This is a genomic window from Acinetobacter sp. NCu2D-2 (genome assembly GCF_001647675.1).
Taxonomy (GTDB): domain Bacteria; phylum Pseudomonadota; class Gammaproteobacteria; order Pseudomonadales; family Moraxellaceae; genus Acinetobacter.
In genome coordinates, this window is record NZ_CP015594.1 from 1,806,010 (window position 1) to 1,825,709 (window position 19,700).

General features: G+C 41.7%; 17 protein-coding genes, 5 tRNA genes and 1 other RNA gene. 14 read left to right on the plus strand and 9 right to left on the minus strand.

Features of this window, described 5'->3' with window-relative positions:
* The first annotated feature begins 4 nt into the window (after window positions 1-4).
* From carB to A3K93_RS08625, 3 genes are all read left to right on the plus strand, one after another.
* Window positions 5-3,235, plus strand: a complete 3,231-nt coding sequence (gene carB, locus A3K93_RS08615) for a carbamoyl-phosphate synthase large subunit (protein ID WP_067730758.1) — start codon at window positions 5-7, stop codon at window positions 3,233-3,235.
* A 93-nt stretch (window positions 3,236-3,328) separates the two neighbouring features.
* Window positions 3,329-3,808 carry a transcription elongation factor GreA gene (greA, locus tag A3K93_RS08620; protein WP_067730760.1) on the plus strand — a complete coding sequence of 160 codons (480 nt, stop codon included), beginning with the start codon at window positions 3,329-3,331 and terminating at the stop codon, window positions 3,806-3,808.
* A 199-nt stretch (window positions 3,809-4,007) separates the two neighbouring features.
* The gene (locus tag A3K93_RS08625) at window positions 4,008-4,628 is read left to right on the plus strand and encodes a CatB-related O-acetyltransferase (protein WP_067730762.1); all 621 of its coding nucleotides are present in this window, start codon (window positions 4,008-4,010) and stop codon (window positions 4,626-4,628) included.
* Here the strand turns inward: A3K93_RS08625 and A3K93_RS08630 are convergent.
* The 5 genes from A3K93_RS08630 to coaD all read right to left on the minus strand — a co-directional run bounded on the left by A3K93_RS08630 (window position 4,605) and on the right by coaD (window position 7,430).
* On the minus strand, window positions 4,605-6,038 hold the full coding sequence (locus A3K93_RS08630; protein ID WP_067730764.1) for a KAP family P-loop NTPase fold protein: 1,434 nt from the start codon (window positions 6,036-6,038) through the stop codon (window positions 4,605-4,607). The genes A3K93_RS08625 and A3K93_RS08630 overlap by 24 nt on opposite strands.
* A 103-nt stretch (window positions 6,039-6,141) precedes the next feature.
* A tRNA-Met gene (locus A3K93_RS08635) sits at window positions 6,142-6,218 on the minus strand.
* A gap of 72 nt (window positions 6,219-6,290) precedes the next feature.
* Window positions 6,291-6,647, minus strand: an RNA gene (rnpB, locus tag A3K93_RS08640) — RNase P RNA component class A.
* 26 nt (window positions 6,648-6,673) lie between these two features.
* Complete coding sequence (locus A3K93_RS08645) at window positions 6,674-6,937, minus strand: YfhL family 4Fe-4S dicluster ferredoxin (RefSeq protein WP_067730766.1); 264 nt, start codon at window positions 6,935-6,937, stop codon at window positions 6,674-6,676.
* 1 nt (window position 6,938) lies between these two features.
* Window positions 6,939-7,430, minus strand: a complete 492-nt coding sequence (gene coaD, locus A3K93_RS08650; RefSeq protein ID WP_067730768.1) for a pantetheine-phosphate adenylyltransferase — start codon at window positions 7,428-7,430, stop codon at window positions 6,939-6,941.
* A gap of 139 nt (window positions 7,431-7,569) precedes the next feature.
* Between coaD and smpB the strand changes: the two genes are divergently transcribed.
* Window positions 7,570-8,049 carry an SsrA-binding protein SmpB gene (gene smpB, locus A3K93_RS08655; RefSeq protein ID WP_067730770.1) on the plus strand — a complete coding sequence of 160 codons (480 nt, stop codon included), beginning with the start codon at window positions 7,570-7,572 and terminating at the stop codon, window positions 8,047-8,049.
* A gap of 55 nt (window positions 8,050-8,104) precedes the next feature.
* Here smpB and A3K93_RS08660 read toward each other — a convergent pair whose 3' ends face one another.
* From A3K93_RS08660 to rluD, 3 genes are read right to left on the minus strand one after another with little or no spacing between them, the layout of a single operon-like run.
* Complete coding sequence (locus A3K93_RS08660) at window positions 8,105-8,656, minus strand: flavodoxin family protein (RefSeq protein WP_067730772.1); 552 nt, start codon at window positions 8,654-8,656, stop codon at window positions 8,105-8,107.
* Between the two features lie 40 nt (window positions 8,657-8,696).
* Window positions 8,697-9,437, minus strand: a complete 741-nt coding sequence (gene pgeF / locus A3K93_RS08665) for a peptidoglycan editing factor PgeF (protein WP_067730774.1) — start codon at window positions 9,435-9,437, stop codon at window positions 8,697-8,699.
* 30 nt (window positions 9,438-9,467) lie between these two features.
* Window positions 9,468-10,520 carry a 23S rRNA pseudouridine(1911/1915/1917) synthase RluD gene (gene rluD / locus A3K93_RS08670; RefSeq protein ID WP_067730776.1) on the minus strand — a complete coding sequence of 351 codons (1,053 nt, stop codon included), beginning with the start codon at window positions 10,518-10,520 and terminating at the stop codon, window positions 9,468-9,470.
* Between the two features lie 71 nt (window positions 10,521-10,591).
* Here rluD and A3K93_RS08675 point away from each other — a divergent pair, with 71 nt between their 5' ends.
* A complete protein-coding gene (locus tag A3K93_RS08675; RefSeq protein WP_067730778.1) occupies window positions 10,592-11,557 on the plus strand; it encodes an outer membrane protein assembly factor BamD in 966 nt (321 codons plus the stop codon).
* Window positions 11,558-11,772: 215 nt separating this feature from the next.
* Entirely contained in the window at window positions 11,773-13,680 is a 1,908-nt protein-coding gene (locus tag A3K93_RS08680; protein ID WP_067730780.1) for a DNA primase, read from the plus strand.
* A gap of 22 nt (window positions 13,681-13,702) precedes the next feature.
* On the opposite strand, the gene hemA is transcribed toward A3K93_RS08680, so the two are convergent.
* Complete coding sequence (gene hemA, locus A3K93_RS08685) at window positions 13,703-14,986, minus strand: glutamyl-tRNA reductase (protein WP_067730782.1); 1,284 nt, start codon at window positions 14,984-14,986, stop codon at window positions 13,703-13,705.
* Between the two features lie 79 nt (window positions 14,987-15,065).
* Between hemA and A3K93_RS08690 the strand changes: the two genes are divergently transcribed.
* From A3K93_RS08690 to A3K93_RS08725, 8 genes are all read left to right on the plus strand, one after another.
* Complete coding sequence (locus A3K93_RS08690) at window positions 15,066-16,778, plus strand: tetratricopeptide repeat protein (protein ID WP_067731713.1); 1,713 nt, start codon at window positions 15,066-15,068, stop codon at window positions 16,776-16,778.
* A gap of 8 nt (window positions 16,779-16,786) precedes the next feature.
* Window positions 16,787-17,401, plus strand: a complete 615-nt coding sequence (gene lolB / locus A3K93_RS08695) for a lipoprotein insertase outer membrane protein LolB (protein ID WP_067730784.1) — start codon at window positions 16,787-16,789, stop codon at window positions 17,399-17,401.
* 19 nt (window positions 17,402-17,420) lie between these two features.
* On the plus strand, window positions 17,421-18,251 hold the full coding sequence (ispE, locus tag A3K93_RS08700) for a 4-(cytidine 5'-diphospho)-2-C-methyl-D-erythritol kinase (protein ID WP_067730786.1): 831 nt from the start codon (window positions 17,421-17,423) through the stop codon (window positions 18,249-18,251).
* A tRNA-Gln gene (locus tag A3K93_RS08705) sits at window positions 18,250-18,324 on the plus strand. The genes ispE and A3K93_RS08705 overlap by 2 nt, the downstream gene beginning before the upstream one ends.
* A gap of 24 nt (window positions 18,325-18,348) precedes the next feature.
* Window positions 18,349-18,423, plus strand: a tRNA-Gln gene (locus A3K93_RS08710).
* An 18-nt stretch (window positions 18,424-18,441) separates the two neighbouring features.
* Window positions 18,442-18,516: transfer RNA gene (locus A3K93_RS08715), tRNA-Gln, on the plus strand.
* A 91-nt stretch (window positions 18,517-18,607) separates the two neighbouring features.
* A tRNA-Gln gene (locus tag A3K93_RS08720) sits at window positions 18,608-18,682 on the plus strand.
* 36 nt (window positions 18,683-18,718) lie between these two features.
* The gene (locus A3K93_RS08725) at window positions 18,719-19,672 is read left to right on the plus strand and encodes a ribose-phosphate pyrophosphokinase (protein WP_067730788.1); all 954 of its coding nucleotides are present in this window, start codon (window positions 18,719-18,721) and stop codon (window positions 19,670-19,672) included.
* Window positions 19,673-19,700 lie beyond the last annotated feature (28 nt).

Here is a 19,700-nt window from a genome sequence, read left to right on the forward strand (position 1 = left end):
CATCATGGCTAAACGTACAGACATTAAAAGCATCTTAATTATTGGTGCTGGTCCGATTGTGATTGGTCAGGCGTGTGAGTTTGACTATTCAGGCGCGCAAGCGTGTAAAGCGCTTCGTGAAGAAGGTTACCGAGTTATTCTTGTAAACTCTAACCCTGCAACGATTATGACTGACCCTGCAATGGCAGATGCAACGTATATCGAACCGATTACGTGGCAAACTGTTGCAGCAATCATTGAGAAAGAACGCCCAGATGCAGTTCTTCCAACCATGGGTGGTCAAACTGCATTGAACTGTGCCCTTGCCCTTGATGAGCATGGCATTTTAGAAAAATACAATGTTGAATTGATCGGTGCGACCAAAGAAGCAATTGAAAAAGCCGAAGACCGTAAACTCTTCGACCAAGCAATGCGTAAAATTGGTCTTGAATGTCCAAAAGCGGACATCGCTGAATCAATGGAAGAAGCGTTAGAAATTCAAGCACGCTTCGGTTTCCCTGTGATTATCCGTCCATCATTCACCATGGGTGGTTCAGGCGGTGGTATCGCATACAACAAAGAAGAATTTATCGAGATCTGTGAACGCGGTTTCGACCTTTCTCCTACTCACCAATTGCTGATCGATGAATCATTGATTGGTTGGAAAGAGTACGAAATGGAAGTTGTTCGTGACAAAAACGACAACTGTATCATTGTATGTACCATTGAAAACTTTGACCCAATGGGCGTTCACACTGGTGACTCAATCACGGTTGCTCCTGCACAAACATTGACAGACAAAGAATTCCAACTTTTACGTAATGCGTCTTTAGCAGTACTTCGTGAAATTGGTGTAGAAACTGGTGGTTCGAACGTTCAGTTCGGTATTAACCCGAAAGATGGCCGTATGGTTGTGATCGAGATGAACCCACGTGTTTCTCGTTCATCTGCTTTGGCATCTAAAGCAACTGGTTTCCCAATTGCAAAAATCGCAGCGAAATTGGCAGTCGGTTACACCCTTGATGAATTGAAAAATGACATCACTGGCGGTACAACTCCTGCATCATTCGAACCTGCGATTGACTACGTTGTTACTAAGATTCCTCGTTTCAACTTCGAGAAATTCCCACAAGCTGACGCAACTTTGACGACTCAGATGAAGTCTGTGGGTGAAGTCATGGCGATTGGCCGTAACTTCCAAGAATCTGTACAAAAAGCACTTCGTGGTCTTGAAGTGGGTGCTGCTGGCTTTGATGAAAAAATCGAAGTGGGGACTGAAGGCGCGAAAGAAAAAATCCTTCAAGAACTTAAAGTACCTGGTCCTGAGCGTATTTGGTACGTGGGCGATGCATTCCGTCATGGCTTCACGTTAGACGAAGTCTTTGCTGCGACGAACATCGACCGTTGGTTCTTGATCCAAATCGAAGACATCATCAAAACTGAAGAGAAAATCAAATCTTTAGGTTTTGGTGACTTAAACGCTGACAACATCCGTTCGTTCAAACGCAAAGGTTTATCTGACCTTCGTATTGCGAAATTGATGGGTATTTCACAAAAACAATTCCGTAAACACCGTTGGAACTTGGGCGTGACCCCTGTTTACAAACGTGTAGATACATGTGCGGCTGAATTCGAATCTGATACAGCTTACATGTACTCAACTTACGATGAAGAATGTGAAGCGAATCCATCTACTCGCGACAAGATCATGGTTATCGGTGGCGGTCCTAACCGTATTGGTCAAGGTATCGAATTCGATTACTGCTGTGTACACGCTGCCCTTGCAATGCGTGAAGACGGCTATGAAACTATCATGGTGAACTGCAACCCTGAAACAGTTTCTACTGACTACGACACATCAGATCGTTTGTACTTCGAACCGATTACGTTGGAAGATGTGCTTGAAATCGTACGTATCGAGAAGCCTAAAGGCATTATCGTTCAGTACGGCGGTCAAACTCCGCTTAAATTGGCTCGTGCTTTAGAAGAAGCTGGTGCGCCAATTATCGGTACATCACCTGATGCGATTGACCGTGCAGAAGACCGTGAACGTTTCCAACAAATGATTCAACGTCTACAACTTCGTCAACCAAACAACAGCATCGTAAAATCTGCTGAAGAAGGTATGGCAGAAGCTGCGAAAGTTGGCTACCCACTTGTGGTACGTCCTTCTTACGTTCTTGGTGGTCGTGCGATGGAAATCGTATATAACGACGAAGAACTCAAACGCTACTTACGTGATGCAGTTCAAGCGTCAAACGAAGCGCCTGTTCTTCTTGACCACTTCTTAGATGATGCCATCGAAGTTGACGTAGACTGCGTATCTGACGGTAAAGACGTTGTGATTGGCGGTATCATGCAGCACATCGAACAAGCCGGTATTCACTCAGGTGACTCTGCATGTTCTATTCCTCCTTACTCTTTATCTAAAGAGATTCAGGACGAAATGCGTCGTCAAACCATCGCAATGGCGAAAGAACTTGGCGTTGTTGGTTTGATGAACGTACAGTTTGCTGTTAAAGGTAATGACATTTACATCCTAGAAGTGAACCCACGTGCATCTCGTACTGTGCCGTTCGTTTCTAAGTGTATTGGTGAATCTTTAGCGAAAGTCGCTGCACGTTGTATGGCGGGTCAATCTCTAGAATCTCAAGGATTCACTTCAGAGATTATCCCTGAACACTTCTCTGTAAAAGAAGCTGTGTTCCCATTCAACAAATTCCCTGGTGTTGACCCAATCCTTGGCCCTGAAATGAAATCTACAGGCGAAGTGATGGGTGTTGGTAAAACATTTGGTGAAGCGTTCTATAAAGCTGTTTTAGGCTCGAACGATCGTTTACCCGGTCTACCAACTGAAGGTGAAGTAAAACGTGCATTCATCTCTGTTCGTCACTCTGACAAGCCTCGTGCAGTTGGTATTGCGAAACAGTTGACTGAGCTTGGCTTCAAAGTCATCGCGACTGGCGGTACTTATGATGTGATCAAAGCTGCAGGTATTGAATGTGAACGTGTGAACAAAGTCACAGAAGGTCGTCCTAATATTGTCGATCGCTTGAAAAATGGCGAAGTTCAGCTCATTATCAATACAACTGAAGGCAAACAAGCTCAAGAAGATTCATTCTCGATCCGCCGCTCTGCACTTCAAGGCAAAGTGTATTACACAACTACCTTGAATGGTGCTGATGCAGTATGCCAAGCTTTAGCGATTAAATTGCCAATGGATGTATACCGTCTACAAGACCTTTCTAAAGGTTAATTAGCTTCCAAGAAGTCCCGTCACCTTCTTGGTGGCGGGCTTTTTTTTATTTAAAGACTTATACATTTTTACTTACTTTTTTGAGGGACAACTATGCAACGTTATCCTATGACTCCTGAAGGCAAAGTAGCCTTAGAGAAAGAATTACATCAACTGAAAACTGTTGAACGTCCACGTATTACTGCAGCGATTGCTGAAGCACGTGAACATGGTGATTTAAAAGAAAACGCGGAATATCATGCTGCTCGTGAGCAACAAGGTTTTTGTGAAGGTCGTATTCAAGACATCGAAGGCAAACTCGGCGCTTGCCAAGTGATCGATGTTAAAGAGCTTGAACAAAACGGTCGTGTTGTTTTCGGTGTAACTGTAACGATTGAAAACTTAGACACTGAAGAGCAAAAAACTTACCGTATTGTGGGTGATGACGAAGCAGATTTTAAAATTAATAAAATCTCGGTGAACTCACCAATCGCACGTGGCTTATTGGGTAAAAACGAAGGCGACGATGTGAAAATCAATACACCAAACGGTGAAGTTGAATACGAAATCGTGAAAGTTGAATACATTTCTTAATTGAATGTTTTCATTGCAAAGCCCCTCTTTTGAGGGGTTTTTTGTTTTTGGAATCCCTCACACTAACCCTCTCCCCGAGGGAGAGGGAGTATCACCTCATTCATTTGATATACATGATCCCCTCTCATTTTAGGAGAGAGCTAGGGAGAGGTTAAAAATATCAGCTATAATCCCTTCACCCCATCAACATCTTTTTCCCATGTCTGAAAAGCTGATCAACTCGCCTGTCAACCATTGGTGTGAATTCGAATTTATCTCTAAAACGGTAAAGAACCCGAATATTCATATTAAAGGTAATTACAGTTATTACTCAGCCTATTGGGATCAAGGTTTTGAGCGTTGTGTGGTGCGTTATTTACATGACAAGCCCTCTACCCCAGAGCGTCCGATTGATCAGCTCTATATCGGCAATTTCGTCTGTTTTGGCGCAGAATGCGTGATTATGATGGGTGGCAACCAATTGCACCGCACCGATTGGATTTCAGCATTTCCGTTCGATACACGCAGTTTTGTGCCTGCTGGCGATACTGTGATTGGTGATGGTTGCTGGATTGGTTCTCGCGCCATGATTATGCAAGGGGTAAGACTTGGTGAAGGTGCGGTCGTGGCAACAGGTGCGGTCGTGACTAAAGATGTACCGCCTTATGCTGTGGTGGGTGGCGTACCTGCGAAAATCATTAAATACCGCTTTCCTGAAAAAGATATAAAAAAACTGCTTTCTCTTAAGCTCTATGACTTAGATGAAAAGCAGTTTTTAAAAATGCGTGAGCAATTGCAAACGGATGATGTTAATTCATTAGTAAATTATATTAAAAGCTAAACCACCACGAATATATGTAAGCCACTCTTTGTTAAAGTCACACATCTCATCAATTCTATTTGAAGGTAAATAATTTATACCCAATGCCATATCACCTGATTGATCAGAATCATAGTATTTCAATCTATTAGCTAATAAATTAATCACACTTATTTTTTGAAAAGATGCATAATACAACACAATATCACTATCTGTGTGTGCTATTACATTTTCTTCAACCCCATTAATAACCCTATTAGATTCTCTAAATTTTTGAATAAAATAATCTACTATATACCGAAAAACATCTGATGTTTTTTTCATAACTTTGATTTGTTTTAAAAGCACCAAATATATTAAGAGAATTTGATTTTTTTCATTGCTATCAAAACTTAAAAAGCTAAATTGATTTGCAATTTTTTTCGCCCTTCGCGTAGTTATATTTTCAGAATTAATCAAGAAGGCAAATAGATTATCTAAACCATAATATTCAGATGACAAACAGTCTATTCCAATACTTTCCAATAAAAAGCTACTAGACTTTACACCATCATTATAAGGATACTGCAGCGGATTTAACGCGATTTCGAAATCTATGAATTTATCTAGATATTCCTCCCCTAAAGCCTCGTCATACCCATAGTTATGACATACGACTTTTGAAAATTGAACCTTATCCATTACTAAAATAAAAACAATTTTTGGAATATCAAAAAAATGTTTAATTCTCTCAATTAATCGGATTGCAAAATCAGGACGACAACGATCAAGTTCATCAATAATAAAAACTAAAGGTTTTTCTAAACTTGCAGCCAAATCAGATAAGGCAACTTTGAAAGCCTGTAACGAACTCTTTTCGTCTTCATAACTATCAATTTTATCTTGGATCGCTTCGGTGACTTTCTCTCCAATATTCTCCGTCACCTTATCAATCGCATCATCAATTTTATCTTTGATGTTTTCATTGTTGATTTTAATCAGAGGAATTATTCCCCCTGTTAATGCACAACTAATCATTGAAGCAATAAGAGTTGGAGTAAGTGTCAGGAATCCTTGCTGCATCACTGCAGCAGCTTTCTTGAACTTATGAACTAAAGGCTTATTTTGAGCAGTTTGATCTAACTTCGCAGCGATTTCAGAAGCTATAATTAGAAATGGATCATCTAAATAATCGTTCACAAAAGCATCTAAATAAATGACATCATGCTTGTGTGGTTGTGTCGTTTCTAAATGCCTTTTCCAATGCCTTACAAACCATGTTTTGCCTTCACCCCAACGCGCATCTAAAGCTAAAACAGCACCACATTCCAAACGATCAACATAATTAGTCAGCTGTTCACCTAAACGACGGCGATCCCATAAATCGCCCTCCCAAGCAGTTTGAATATTTTCTAAATTATCTTTTTGCCAATTTAGTTGATCTGTTGTCATTGTTAGTTATTAAAATTCAGCCGCTTATTTAATAGTCATAATATCATTATCATTCTTAAAGACATAAAAAAACCCACTCAATCGGAGTGGGTTTTTCAGAATATGGTGGCTATGACGAGACTTGAACTTGTGACCCCCGCATTATGAGTGCGGTGCTCTAACCAACTGAGCTACATAGCCTTAAACTGTGCGCGCATTATGGGATTTTCTGTTTTAAACGTCAAGCCCATAATGTGCTGTTTGATCAAAATTTGTTGAAGTGAGCCGATAAGCCGGGTTCTGTCGTGAACGATCATTCCTCTAGGCGCACAATCACTCATGCGCTCAAGCGACCTACCCGAATCCAGCATGGGCCATGCCTAATGGATTCCTATTTGGTCTTGCTTCCGGTGGGGTTTACCTCGCCATGAACTGTTACCAGCCATGCGGTGCGCTCTTACCGCACCCTTTCACCCTTACCTCACGAATGAGGCGGTCTACTCTCTGCTGCACTTGCCGTCGGTTTACACCGCCCAGGCGTTACCTGGCACCTTGCCCTATGAAGCCCGGACTTTCCTCCCCTGCTTCAATCACGGAGATTTCCACAGCAGCGATCGTCTGGCTCACTTCGAGAGGCATCTTAACAAAATTAGCGATTAATTGCTTGATGTTTTTTGAGCAGTTAGCTTTTCGTACTTGGCTTGAAGCTCTTCACGCGTTTCAGCATGATTCGGATCAAGCGGGATACAGTCCACAGGACAGAAGAGCTGACACTGCGGTTTATCGTGATGTCCGACGCATTCGGTACACAAATTCGGGTTAATTTCATAGATGACGTCACCCATGAAAATCGCCTCATTTGGACATACAGGCTCACAGACATCACAGTTAATACATTCATCGGTGATAATTAAAGACACGCTACCAACCTTGTTGTTGTTTACGTTTAAAGGCCTCGACCACAGATTGATGCACAAACTGAGTCACATCACCATTTAAACGTGCAATTTCACGTACCAATGTAGATGAAATAAATGAATTTTGTTCGGATGGTGTTAGAAATACCGCTTCAAATTGTGAGTCAAGACGGCGGTTCATGTTCGCCAATTGAAACTCATACTCAAAGTCAGACACAGCGCGTAAACCACGCAGTACTGCCGTTGCTTTTTGCTCTTTAAAGAAGTTCACTAACAAGCCATCAAAGCCTACAAACTCAACATTCGACAAATGACTTAAAGATGCCTTAGCCAATGCCACTCGTTCTTCTAAACTGAAGACCGGATTCTTATGATGTCCAACTGCAATTGCCACCACAACTTCATCAAACATACGTGAAGCGCGCGTAACCAAATCAATATGACCATTGGTAATTGGATCGAACGTCCCCGGATAAATAACACGAGTTTTAGACATCCATTTGTACTCTGTTTGTTATGTAGAAGCCTATTTTAACAAAAACTTGTTTTTTTGGTGAATAATCCGCATAAATTTAAAAAACTTCATCTTAGGTCGAGTTGCGGTACAATAGCGGTAGGATTGGAAGTATCAGATTATGGCGAAAGCAAGTATTGTAGTTAAAAAAAATAATAGCGGAACGATTGCACTCAACAAGCGTGCACGTCACGATTATTTTATTGAAGAAAAATTTGAAGCAGGACTTTCTCTACAAGGTTGGGAAGTCAAATCAATGCGTGCTGGTCGCATGACCATTGTCGAAAGTTATATTACTTTTAAAAATGGTGAAGCATTCCTGTTTGGCGCGCAAGTACAGCCTTTACTCAGCGCATCGACTCACGTTGTGCCTGAAGCAACGCGTACACGTAAGCTTTTGCTTAATCGTCGTGAGATTGAAAAGCTACAAGGGGCAATTAACCAAAAAGGTTATTCGTGTGTGCCGCTTGCCTGCTATTGGAAAGGTCCACACGCCAAGCTTGAAATTGCGTTGGTGAAAGGTAAGCAATTACACGACAAACGTGCCTCTGAAAAAGACCGCGATTGGCAACGTGATAAAGCGCGTATCTTCCACAGATAATGACATGCATAAATTAAAAAACCTCCCCATCGGGAGGTTTTTTTATAAAAATCTTTTAGTTTAATCGCTGAACGGTATGTGCAATATGCTGACCAAATTGTACTGCGGTACGTAAATCGCCTTCAGGTGGTGTGACATCCACAGGTGCATTATCTGACTGCGTCATCAGTCCCAAAAAGCTCGACATACGGTTTAAATCAGCATTACTCCGCCCTGTCGGCATGAGTGGTAAACCTGTCCATAACATGCCGTGCTGCATGGCAAATAAATTGATTTGCTGTAACACTGCAAGTTTATCACCGCTTAATCCACCACCATTGGTAAAGGCTGCAGCAAGTTTACCTTGCCAAGAGCGCGCCAACCAACGTTTCGAAGACTGTTCCATAAACAGTTTCATGGCTGCACTGATGCTGCCCATATAAGTCGGGCAACCCATTACAATTGCTTCTGCCTGATCCAATACATCCCAATCAATATGTTCAACATCCATCAGTTGCACATTGAGCTCGGATTGCTTTGCACCCTCGGCAATATAATGTGCCACTTTTGCAGTGTGACCATAGGGACTGTGATACACCACCACAATCAGTTTGGAAGATAAAGACATAACAATTAACAGCCAATCATTTGATAAAAGTGTAGCATTCTCAAGCCATAAACACGAATGTTGCCATACGCCCAGTTTTGGCTTCACAGCGGTAAGAGAAATATTCATCCTGTTGTTGGTATGAACATTGGTCACCACCCAGCACATGCGTTACACCATGTTGCTGCAAGATATAACGGGCAATCGCATACAAATCGGCATAATGTTTCCCTGCTTTTTCACCTGCTTTAAAAGCCGTGTCCAATTCAGGATATTTTGAACAAAATGCGTCTTTGACTTCCTGTCCAATTTCAAAACAGTCTTGGCTAATGGCAGCACCTAACCATGCATACACAGGCTCAGACTGCATTTCTGCAATAGTATTTTCAATAATACCATTAGCAAGTCCACGCCAGCCTGCGTGTAAGTTTGCAACTTCTGTACCTTCAGCATTAACCAAGACCACTGGCAAGCAGTCTGCAGTCATCATCATCAAGGCATGATGTTTACGCTGCGTAACCAAACCATCTCCCACCAAAGCATTAAAGGTGATTTGTTCATTCACCGTGTGGCAGATGGTGCTATGTGTTTGGGTCATCCAAGTGATTTTATCGACCGCATAAGGCTTAAAGTCATTGAGCAATGCAATACGGTGGGTCTGTACACGCGCGGCTGAATCATTGACATGCAATGCCAAATTAAACCCCTGTAATTCAGGTTGTTTGGATGGCTGAGTCTGTTCGTGATGAACACGAGTTTGCCCTACATATACACCTTGAGGGAAACCCTGTACAAATTGCATGTCTATTCCTTTATATGATCGATTAAATACTTAGTAGGCTTTGTTTTCGCTGCGTAGCACTTCAACAAGATTGTTAAAGTCTTCAGGCCATGGCGCATGGAACGTCATTTCTTCTTTGGTACGCGGATGTTTTAAGCCCAAAGTTGCTGCATGCAGTGCCTGACGTTTAAAGCTGCGTAGCGTGTCATCAAGTAATTGTGAAGCACCTGCTGGCATACGCACACGTGGCATATACACTTGGTCACCGACCAAACCGAAACCTAAGTAGCTAAAATGCACACGAATCTGATGGGTACGACCTGTTTCAAGACGCGCTTGAACACGGGTAAAGTGTTGGAAACGTTCTTTCACGTTATAGTGAGTAACTGCATCTTTACCGCCCGGTAATACTGCCATTTTTACGCGATCGACAGGATGGCGTTTGATCGGTTCATCAATTGTGCCACCTGCGATGATGTTGCCATACACCACTAAATCATAGACACGATACACCGATTTTTTCTCAAGCTGACGGCTTAAAGAGAACTGTGCTTCAAGGTTTTTAGCCACAACTAAAAGACCTGATGTGTCTTTATCAATACGGTGTACCAAACCTGCACGTGCGAGTTCCACTGACTTTGGATAGTGATGCAATAAGGCATTCACCAATGTTCCAGTCATGTTCCCTGCACCCGGATGAACCACCATACCGACCGGCTTATTGATCACGATAATATCGTCATCTTCATACACAATGTCTAATGGAATATCTTCAGGAAGGCTGCGTGTTTGGGCTTCAAGCTCTACTTCAAGAGTTAGAGTTTCAAAGCCATCGCATTTATATTTAGGTTTAACGGGCTGGCCATTGACCAGCAAATTACCGTCTTTGATCCACTGTTTCAGCTTTTCGCGGGAAAAATCGCTCCACACCAATGCTGCAACTTGGTCAATACGTTGCCCGAGGTAAGTTTCATCCACTTGAAATTGCAACGATAAACGGGTTGCAGTTGCGTCTGAAGTATGGTTATCTGCATCCTCAGAATCTTCAAGTAAATTGAAATCAGTTTCAGGGATATTAGAATTGGAAGATTGTGCTTGACTCATTTGCTCATTCAGACAAAAGTGGTTTAATAGTGCAATTGTAGCTCATTGCCCGTATTAACAGAGGAATTTTTATGTCGCTACCACATTATAAGATGACAATGCTTGCGCTAACAATCGGTGTAGCATCGGCAATGGTAGGCTGTAGCAGTAATCCAAAAAAAGAAGTCGTGGATAAAGGTCCACAAGCTAGTGAACAAGTTTATATTCAAAAAGCACAAAAAGCGCTTGATAAAAAACAATATTCAGATGCTGCGCAACAGTTACAAGCGTTGGAAACATATTTCCCAACCAGTCAATATGCACAGCAAGCACAACTTGAATTGCTCTATGTAAAATTCCAACAAAAAGATTATGAAGGTGCTGTAGCACTCGCAGATCGTTTTATTCGCTTGAATCCACAGCATCCAAATGTGGACTATGCTTACTACGTGCGTGGCGTAGCGAATATGGAACAAAACTACAACGGTTTACTACGTTATACATCGCTTAAACAAGCACACCGTGATGTGAGCTATATCAAAGTTGCTTACCAAAACTTTGTCGACTTTATCCGTCGCTTCCCTTCAAGTGAATATGCGGTTGATGCTGCACAGCGTATGAAGTTTATCGGTCAGGAACTAGCTGAACATGAAATGAATGCAGCACGTTTTAATATTAAACGTAAAGCATGGCTAGCTGCTGTTGAACGCTCACAATGGGTCATTGAACACTACCCACAAACACCACAAACACCAGAAGCATTGGCAACCATTGCTTATGGTTATGACAAACTCGGTGATAAAGCAACAGCACAACAATATGTCGACATTTTAAAACTGAACTACCCGAATCTAGTTAAAGCAGATGGCAGTGTCGACTTCCGTGCAGCACGCAGTGAAGCAAGCTTCTTTAACCGTGCGACATTGGGTATTTTAGGTTCAGGTGCAAAAACCACTGCTGAAGATGATGTGAAATCTGAAACAAACCAAGCAGAGAAGCGTAGTTTGACCAATCGCATGACTTTTGGTTTGTTAGATCGACCAAAATCTGCTGAGTAAGCCGCGGACAATTGCTGCAACTGATCACTGTTTCAGGTGCAATTTTACAAAGGGCAAGGTATGATACTTGCCCTTTTGTTTTATCCAAGCTGTGCTTGAACAATTCGTGCAAAAGGTATACAAAGGAATGCATAAAGAATCGACACATTCGGTCGTATTCCTCATTATTCAATAGTTTATAGCTTAAAGAAGCAGCACGAGAAGCTCACAATATTATGGCCATTCCTCAACATACGATTGATCAGATTCTCGATCGCACCGATATTGTCGATGTGATTGGTCAATTCGTGAAATTAAAAAAGACGGGGCGTACCTATTCGGGCTGTTGTCCATTTCACCAAGAAAAATCACCGTCTTTCCACGTCTATCGTGACAAACAATATTTTCACTGTTTTGGTTGTCAGGCCAACGGGAATGCCATCCGTTTTTTAATGGATATTGGCAGCCGTAATTTCATCGATGTGATGAAAGATTTATCGAGTCAAACAGGCATCGAACTACCAAAAGATAATTTTGATTCGAATAAACTCAAATATAAGCGTGAAGCAGCAAAACCTAAAGCGCCTGCACCTACCCCAACTACTCCAAAAACCGAACTAAAATCAGCGGTTGAATCTGATGCTGCATCTGCAAATTTTGACCCATTTGCAGAATTTAATGACGCACAACCCTTTTACGATGATCCTTTCGCAGTATTTGAACATATGCCTGCGGCAGAGGTTGAGCAAGATGGCAACCTATACGATTTACTGGAAAATATTGCACAGTTCTATGAACGTCAATTACCGCGCAGCCCAAGCGCGCAGCAATATTTTAAACAGCGTGGTCTAAGCCCTGAAACAATTGCCTATTGGCGCTTAGGCTATGCACCTGAAGATTGGCAACATCTTGAAAAAGCCTTCCCTCAAGATATAGAAGGCTTAAAACTTCTTGGATTGATTCGTACCAGTGACAATGGTCGCGAATTCGATTTACTGCGTGATCGTGTGATTTTCCCAATTCGGGACAATAAAGGCCGCGTTGTAGGTTTTGGTGGTCGTGCGCTAAATGACGAGATCAAGCCTAAATATATCAACTCGCCTGATTCTGAAGTCTTTCATAAGAACCAACTACTCTATGGTTTATACGAAGGACGTAAGCAAAAAGCGCAAGATTGGCTAATGGTTGAAGGTTATATGGATGTTATTGCTTTACAGCAATATGGCATTCATGGCGCAGTCGCAACCTTAGGTACAGCAAGTAATACAGAACACTTAAATATTCTATTTAAGCAAAATAACCGTATTACCATTGCCTTCGATGGCGACGCTGCGGGACAAAAAGCTGCACGACGTACTTTAGAAATAGCCCTTCCCTTACTCAATGACGGACGTGAGCTTAAATTTTTCGTTCTTCCTAATGATCATGACCCTGACTCATTGATCCGTCGTGAAGGGATTGAAAATTTTAGGCGTTTGCTTGATCAAGCACCGCTCATGTCAGATTTCGTCTTTGCTTTACTGACCCAAAACCAAGACATCACTACACCTGAAGGCAAAAGTCAGGTCATGGGTGAACTTAAACAACTGACTGAACTGTTACCTAAAACCGGTTCTTTCCGTTATTTGTTACAGCAGTTCTTCCGTGAGAAGTTAGGCTTTAATCGTAAATGGCAACCTAAAGTCAACAATGATGCATCTTTAAGTTTTAGTACCAAGATTGATGCTGAAGAATATGTGATTGCGATTTTGATGAATCATCCATATTTATACATTCATTTTGAGCCGCTTCGCGCATTAGTTGCAGAAGATCAATTGCTGTATAAAATTTTAAATATCTTAAATGTGATTTTTGATGATTTGCCTGATGATCCTGAACTTTCCAGCTATTATGTTTTAGGAGCATGTGCATCTTATCATCATGAATTGCAGCATATTTTACAACATGCCAATGTCAGCGATTACACGTCTTCACCTGAACAGGCAGATAAACTGGCTGCAGATTTCTCGACGAAGCTACAATATCAATGCTTAAAAAATAAAATTAAATCGAAGAAGTTTAGAAGTATTGAGGAAATGAAAAACCTCAAATTGCAGATTTATGAGATTGATAAAAAGCGCTCGATGACGCTTTTAGAAGATTAATTCCTGCTAAATTAAATTACTTTTATTTTTTTGACTTTCGACGCGTGTGCATCACATGCTGCAAGTGTTCCTGCATCTTTTCAAATAGACTCGGATCATCGTCTTTGGCAGCTTCACGTAGCACGATTGAAGTAGGATGTAATAACTTTTGTGTCAGACGGTGAGAAAACTCTGCCATCACGTGTTCAGCGTTTTCACCCTGCTTAATTCTTTCTAGTGCCAGCGTTAATTCTTCCTGACGTAATTGCTCACCATGTTCACGATAGGCATGAATAGTTTCCCCTGCCTGCGAAACTTTTTGCTGCGTCATCAGCTCAGTAGCGAGTTGATTCACCATCACTTCAGCTTCAACGGCTGCTTGACGACGCTGAGCTAAGTTTTCATCGATGACACTTTGTAAGTCATCTACCCCATAGAGATAAACCCCATCAAGGTTTTCAACTTTTGGCTCAATATCACGTGGCACAGCCAAATCTACAAGCAACATTTGCTGATAACGGCGTTTTTTCAGCGCCGCTTTGACATCGGCATAATGAATCACTTGATGCAAACTGCCCGTACAACTTGAAATCACATCGGCACGATGCAAATTCGCTGCCAAATCTGTAAATTCAACAATTTCAACTTCAACACGATGGGCAATTTCCTGTGCCAAGGCTTCCGCACGTGCACGGGTACGGTTACAAATCATAATCTTCGCCACACCCATTTCAGCAAGGTGTTTTGCCACAAGGCTGTTCATTTCCCCTGCTGCAACCACCATTACGGTGAGTTTTTCAGGTTTTGAAAAGACTTGTAATGCAAGCTGCGCCACGGCATAGCCCATGGAAACTGCATGACTACCGACTGCTGTTTCAGAACGCACGCGTTTTGCTGCATAAAATGCATATTCAAAAATATGATTGAGATTTTGGGAAACCGTATTCGATGCTTTTGCAAGGGACAATGCTGTCTTCACTTGCCCTAAAATTTGTGGTTCACCCAGCATGAGTGAATCTAAACCACTTGCCACACGCATTAAATGGGTAATGGCCTGAGCATTTTCATAACGATAAACGTGATTTTGTAGTTGTTTGATATCAATATTGTTTTTTTGAGCGAGCCAATTTAGCACCATGTCGACATTTTCCGACATAGCGTACACTTCAGTTCGGTTACATGTAGAAACCACCACCATGTCATTCAATTCAGGGTGTTGGCTTTGCTCAAGCAATAAAGCACTTAATTTTTCAGGATTAAATGCAACTTGCTCACGCAATTCTACAGAGGCAGTTTGATGGTTGACACCCAATGCAAAGAAAGACATATCAGGTCATCAATTCGCTAAATTTATGCTATTGTGCAACATTGGTGTCATAAAAAGCATTACTTGGATCAAGAAAAAATTGCGTCAAACAATGAGCCGAATGAACGGCAGTACAATTAAGCAATATTCTACCACATTCTTACTGGTCGGTAGCATGGCTTCGACTGTTCAAATTCGGGCAGCAGAAGCAGTTTACCATGCAAACTCAAATTATGAAGCGATAAAACAAAGTATGCTGGCTGAGTTTGCCCTTACAGCGCGCGATATTCCAACAGCTTTACATAATTACACCGTACTCGCGATTAAAAGTAATTCAACTGCCGTCAAACAACGTGCTTTAAATGTGGCGCTTGAACATGAGGACTTACGTGCTGCTTTAGATATTTCAACGCACTGGGTTGTACAAGAACCGCAAGATGTACCTGCTCTGTTTTACCTTTCACACATTGCATTGAAAGCCCATGAATATGAACTGGCAGCAGAAACGCTCGATAAAATTTTAAAAATTGATGAAACCGCGGACTTAGAAGAAATTTTAGCGGGAATTGCACCTGATAATACTGAAGATCGTGATTATCTGATCCAAGCTTTGAGTACCAGTAAAACCAAAGACAATCCTTCTATTTTGGTGCTTATTGCGGGCTTAGAAGCTCAAAATGGACAACTCGAGCAAGCGCTTGAAACGATCAATCGTGCACTTAAGAAACGCCCAAAAACAACGGGCTATATCTTAATGAAAGCCAATCTGCTTAATAGCTTAGGCAATGAACAAGAAACCTTAGCATGGTATGAAAAAGCCAGTCGCAAGAATAAAAACAATTTAGAGATTCGACTCGCTGAAGCTAAATATCTCATTAAGTTAAATTATTCCAAGCAAGCCCTTGCTAAGTTGGAAGAAACCATCAAAAAGTGGCCTAAATCCGAAGAGGCTTTATTCATTGCAGGTTTAACCAGTATTGATTTAGAAGAGTATGAAAAAGCAGAAAAATATTTGGTTGAACTGCGTTATTCGCTCAAATATCAAAACGAGGCCTACTATTACCTCGCAGTGAATGCTGAGCGTAAACAGCATTATGAAACGGCAAAAGCCTATTATCGTCTAGTAGATGGCAGCCTTTACACCGTATCGCGTCGCAATATGATTGCTATTTTTAGCGAGCAAGATAAATTGCATGATGCATTGCGTTTTTTAACGCAAGAACGGGTAAATTATCCGCAACATGCCAGCTTTTTGTATTTAGCTCAGGCTGATATTTTAAAACGCATGAACAACAAACATGCAGCCCTTCGTTTGCTTGAAGAAGCGAGCCAAAACTTACCCGAAGATCCTGAACTGATTTACGCACAAGTACTGTTACTCGATCCTTTTGAAGATCGTGAAATTTTAGATGAACGATTAAAAACCTTGCTGCATATTGAACCCAATAGTCCAACGTATTTAAATGCCTATGCATATACCCTAGCGATGCAAAATCACCGTTTAGATGATGCACGTAAATATGTTGAAAAGGCTCTCGAGCTTGCACCTGAGCAAGCATCCATTCTCGATACTTACGGCTATATTTGTTATTTGCAAAATGATTATGCCACCTCAGTATCCGTTTTAGAAAAAGCCTATCTGTTGAACCCAACCGTGAAGATTGGCGTACGCTATGCCCGTTCGCTGTATATGAACGGTGACATGTCACGTTTCAATCAAATGTTAAATCAACTACAACAAAACTACCCAAATGATCCTGAATTAAAACAACTTCATTCATTATTGTTAATTCCATCCTTTCAAACGAGTTAATTCAACCTATGCCAAAATTAAATTCAATGACTTGTGCAGTCTTTGCATCAAGCATTCTATTTTTAACAGGGTGTCAGCAGATCGCAAAACCACAGGCTCAAGCCAATACACCTGTGCTTGAACATCCATCTGAAGAAACTGCGCAAGATGTCAAAGCAACTAACCAATTTCAACTTCAAGGTAAAATTGGGGTGAAAACTACGGCACAAAGCGGCAGTGCATTTTTTACATGGGTACAAGATGATCAAGATTTTGACATTGAGCTCACAGGTATCTTAGGCATTGGAAAAACTCAAATTTCAGGACAACCGGGTAACGTCAGTCTAAACAGTGCGAAAACTGGACTGATTCAGGCTGCAACCCCTGAAGAACTGCTTCAACGTGCAACAGGTTGGCAAGCCCCTATCACCCATTTAGTCGATTGGGTACAAGCTCAACCTGCAACTACGTCTGCACAAACACAGCAAGATCAACAAAATCGTTTAGTGCAAATTATTGAAGATGGCTGGACGGTAGATTTGAGTTATAACGAACAAGCTCAACTGCCAAACCGTTTGATTTTGAAGCAAGCGCTTGAGTCGGGTAAAGAAAATCGTATTACAATGGTCATTCAAAACCGCTAAACCATAGATTGATATTTTTATGATTCGTGCACCCTCTCCTTCAAAATTAAATTTGTTTTTGCACATTACAGGTCGCCGTGAAAATGGCTATCACGAGCTACAGAGCATTTTTCAGTTAATTGACTTATGCGATTGGCTCGAATTTGAGCAAACAGATGATGGGCAAATTAAAATTGAAGGATTGGATACGGTCAATTTAGAAAATAATCTGATTTATCGTGCAGCGATGATGCTAAAACCGCATGCAAGCGCATATACAGGTCTAAATATTCGCATTGAAAAAAATATTCCGATGGGTGCAGGACTTGGCGGTGGTTCATCTAATGCTGCAACAACCCTGATTATTTTGAATCAACTTTGGCAATGTGGCTTGAATACTGAACAACTGGCTGAACTGGGGGTGAAGTTAGGTGCAGATGTCCCTATTTTTGTACATGGTAAAAATGCATGGGCTGAAGGTATTGGTGAACACTTAACATTCATAGACTTAGATCAAAAACAATACATTGTGCTCAAACCTGACTGTTTTATCAGCACTCAATTGCTTTTTTCACAAAAAACGTTGACAAGAGACACGAAGAGCACTAAATTTTGCGCCTATCAGGAAACGCCATCTGATTTTGGAAATAACTTTGAGCCACTGGCAAGACGTTTATATCCCGAAGTCGATGAAGCAATGCAATATCTCGACCAGTTCGGTGTTGCAAAACTTACAGGTACAGGTGCTTGTGTGTTTGTTGAAGTAACTGATAAATTGAATATCGAAGATGTTCTGGCAAACTCACCATGTAAATCTTACTTGGTCAACAGTTTAAAAGAATCACCTTTAGTTCAGTTTAAAGTTCGTTAGGGGCGTCGCCAAGTGGTAAGGCACCGGGTTTTGATCTCGGCATCCGTTGGTTCGAATCCAGCCGCCCCTGCCAATTTCATCTGTAGATGTTTGTATTAGGGGTATCGCCAAGTGGTAAGGCACCGGGTTTTGATCTCGGCATCCGTTGGTTCGAATCCAGCTACCCCTGCCATCTTACATTCATCAATTTAGGGGCGTCGCCAAGTGGTAAGGCACCGGGTTTTGATCTCGGCATCCGTTGGTTCGAATCCAGCCGCCCCTGCCAATTTCTCGAAAAAGACAGAGCATAGTTTTACAGTAACACTGTTAATTTACCTTGACACTTTACCGTAAAAATATTAAAGTTCTGCCGCATTAGGGGCGTCGCCAAGTGGTAAGGCACCGGGTTTTGATCTCGGCATCCGTTGGTTCGAATCCAGCCGCCCCTGCCATCTATTCCCATATATTCTAACCGCCAAGGGTGCTTCATGCCCAATCTTGTCGTTTTTAGTGGAACCGCACATCCACAATTCGCTCAAAAAGTCGTAAGCCACTTACATATTCCTCTAGGCGCTGCCTCTGTAGGTCAGTTCTCTGATGGTGAAATCGCTGTAGAGATTACTGAAAACGTTCGTGGTAAAGACGTATTTATCGTGCAACCTACTTGCGCCCCAACTAACGATAACCTGATGGAAATCTTAGTCATGGCTGACGCATTACGTCGCGCGAGTGCTGGTCGTATCACTGCTGTGATTCCTTACTTTGGTTATGCTCGTCAAGACCGTCGTCCGCGTTCAAGCCGTGTGCCAATTACTGCTAAAGTTGTTGCAGATATGCTAACAACTGTAGGTATTGACCGCGTTGTGATGATTGACCTTCACGCCGACCAAATCCAAGGTTTCTTCGATATTCCTGTAGACAACATCTACGGTACTCCTGCGCTTTTAGCTGATCTTCGTCAACAGTCTCATCACAACCTAATGGTGGTTTCACCTGACGTTGGTGGTGTTGTACGTGCACGTGCAGTGGCTAAGCAAATGGGTGATATCGATCTTGCAATTATCGATAAACGTCGTCAAAAAGCGAATGAATCACAAGTGATGCATTTAATTGGTGATGTTAAAGACCGTGACTGTGTCATCGTTGATGACATGGTAGATACTGCTGGTACACTTTGCAAAGCAGCTGATGCATTGAAAAACTTCGGTGCACGTAAAGTTATTGCTTATGCAACTCACCCAGTATTGTCTGGTAAAGCACTCGAAAATCTTAAAAATTCTGTAATTGATGAATTGGTTGTAACAGATACCATTCCTCTTTCAGAAGAAGCTTTAGCACTTGGTAAGATTCGCCAAGTTTCAGTAGCAAGTATGGTTGCTGAAACAATTCGTCGTATTAACAACGAAGAATCTATTAGCGCAATGTTCGATTCTTATCTATAATAGTGCGCTGAATTTCCAAAGCCCTGCC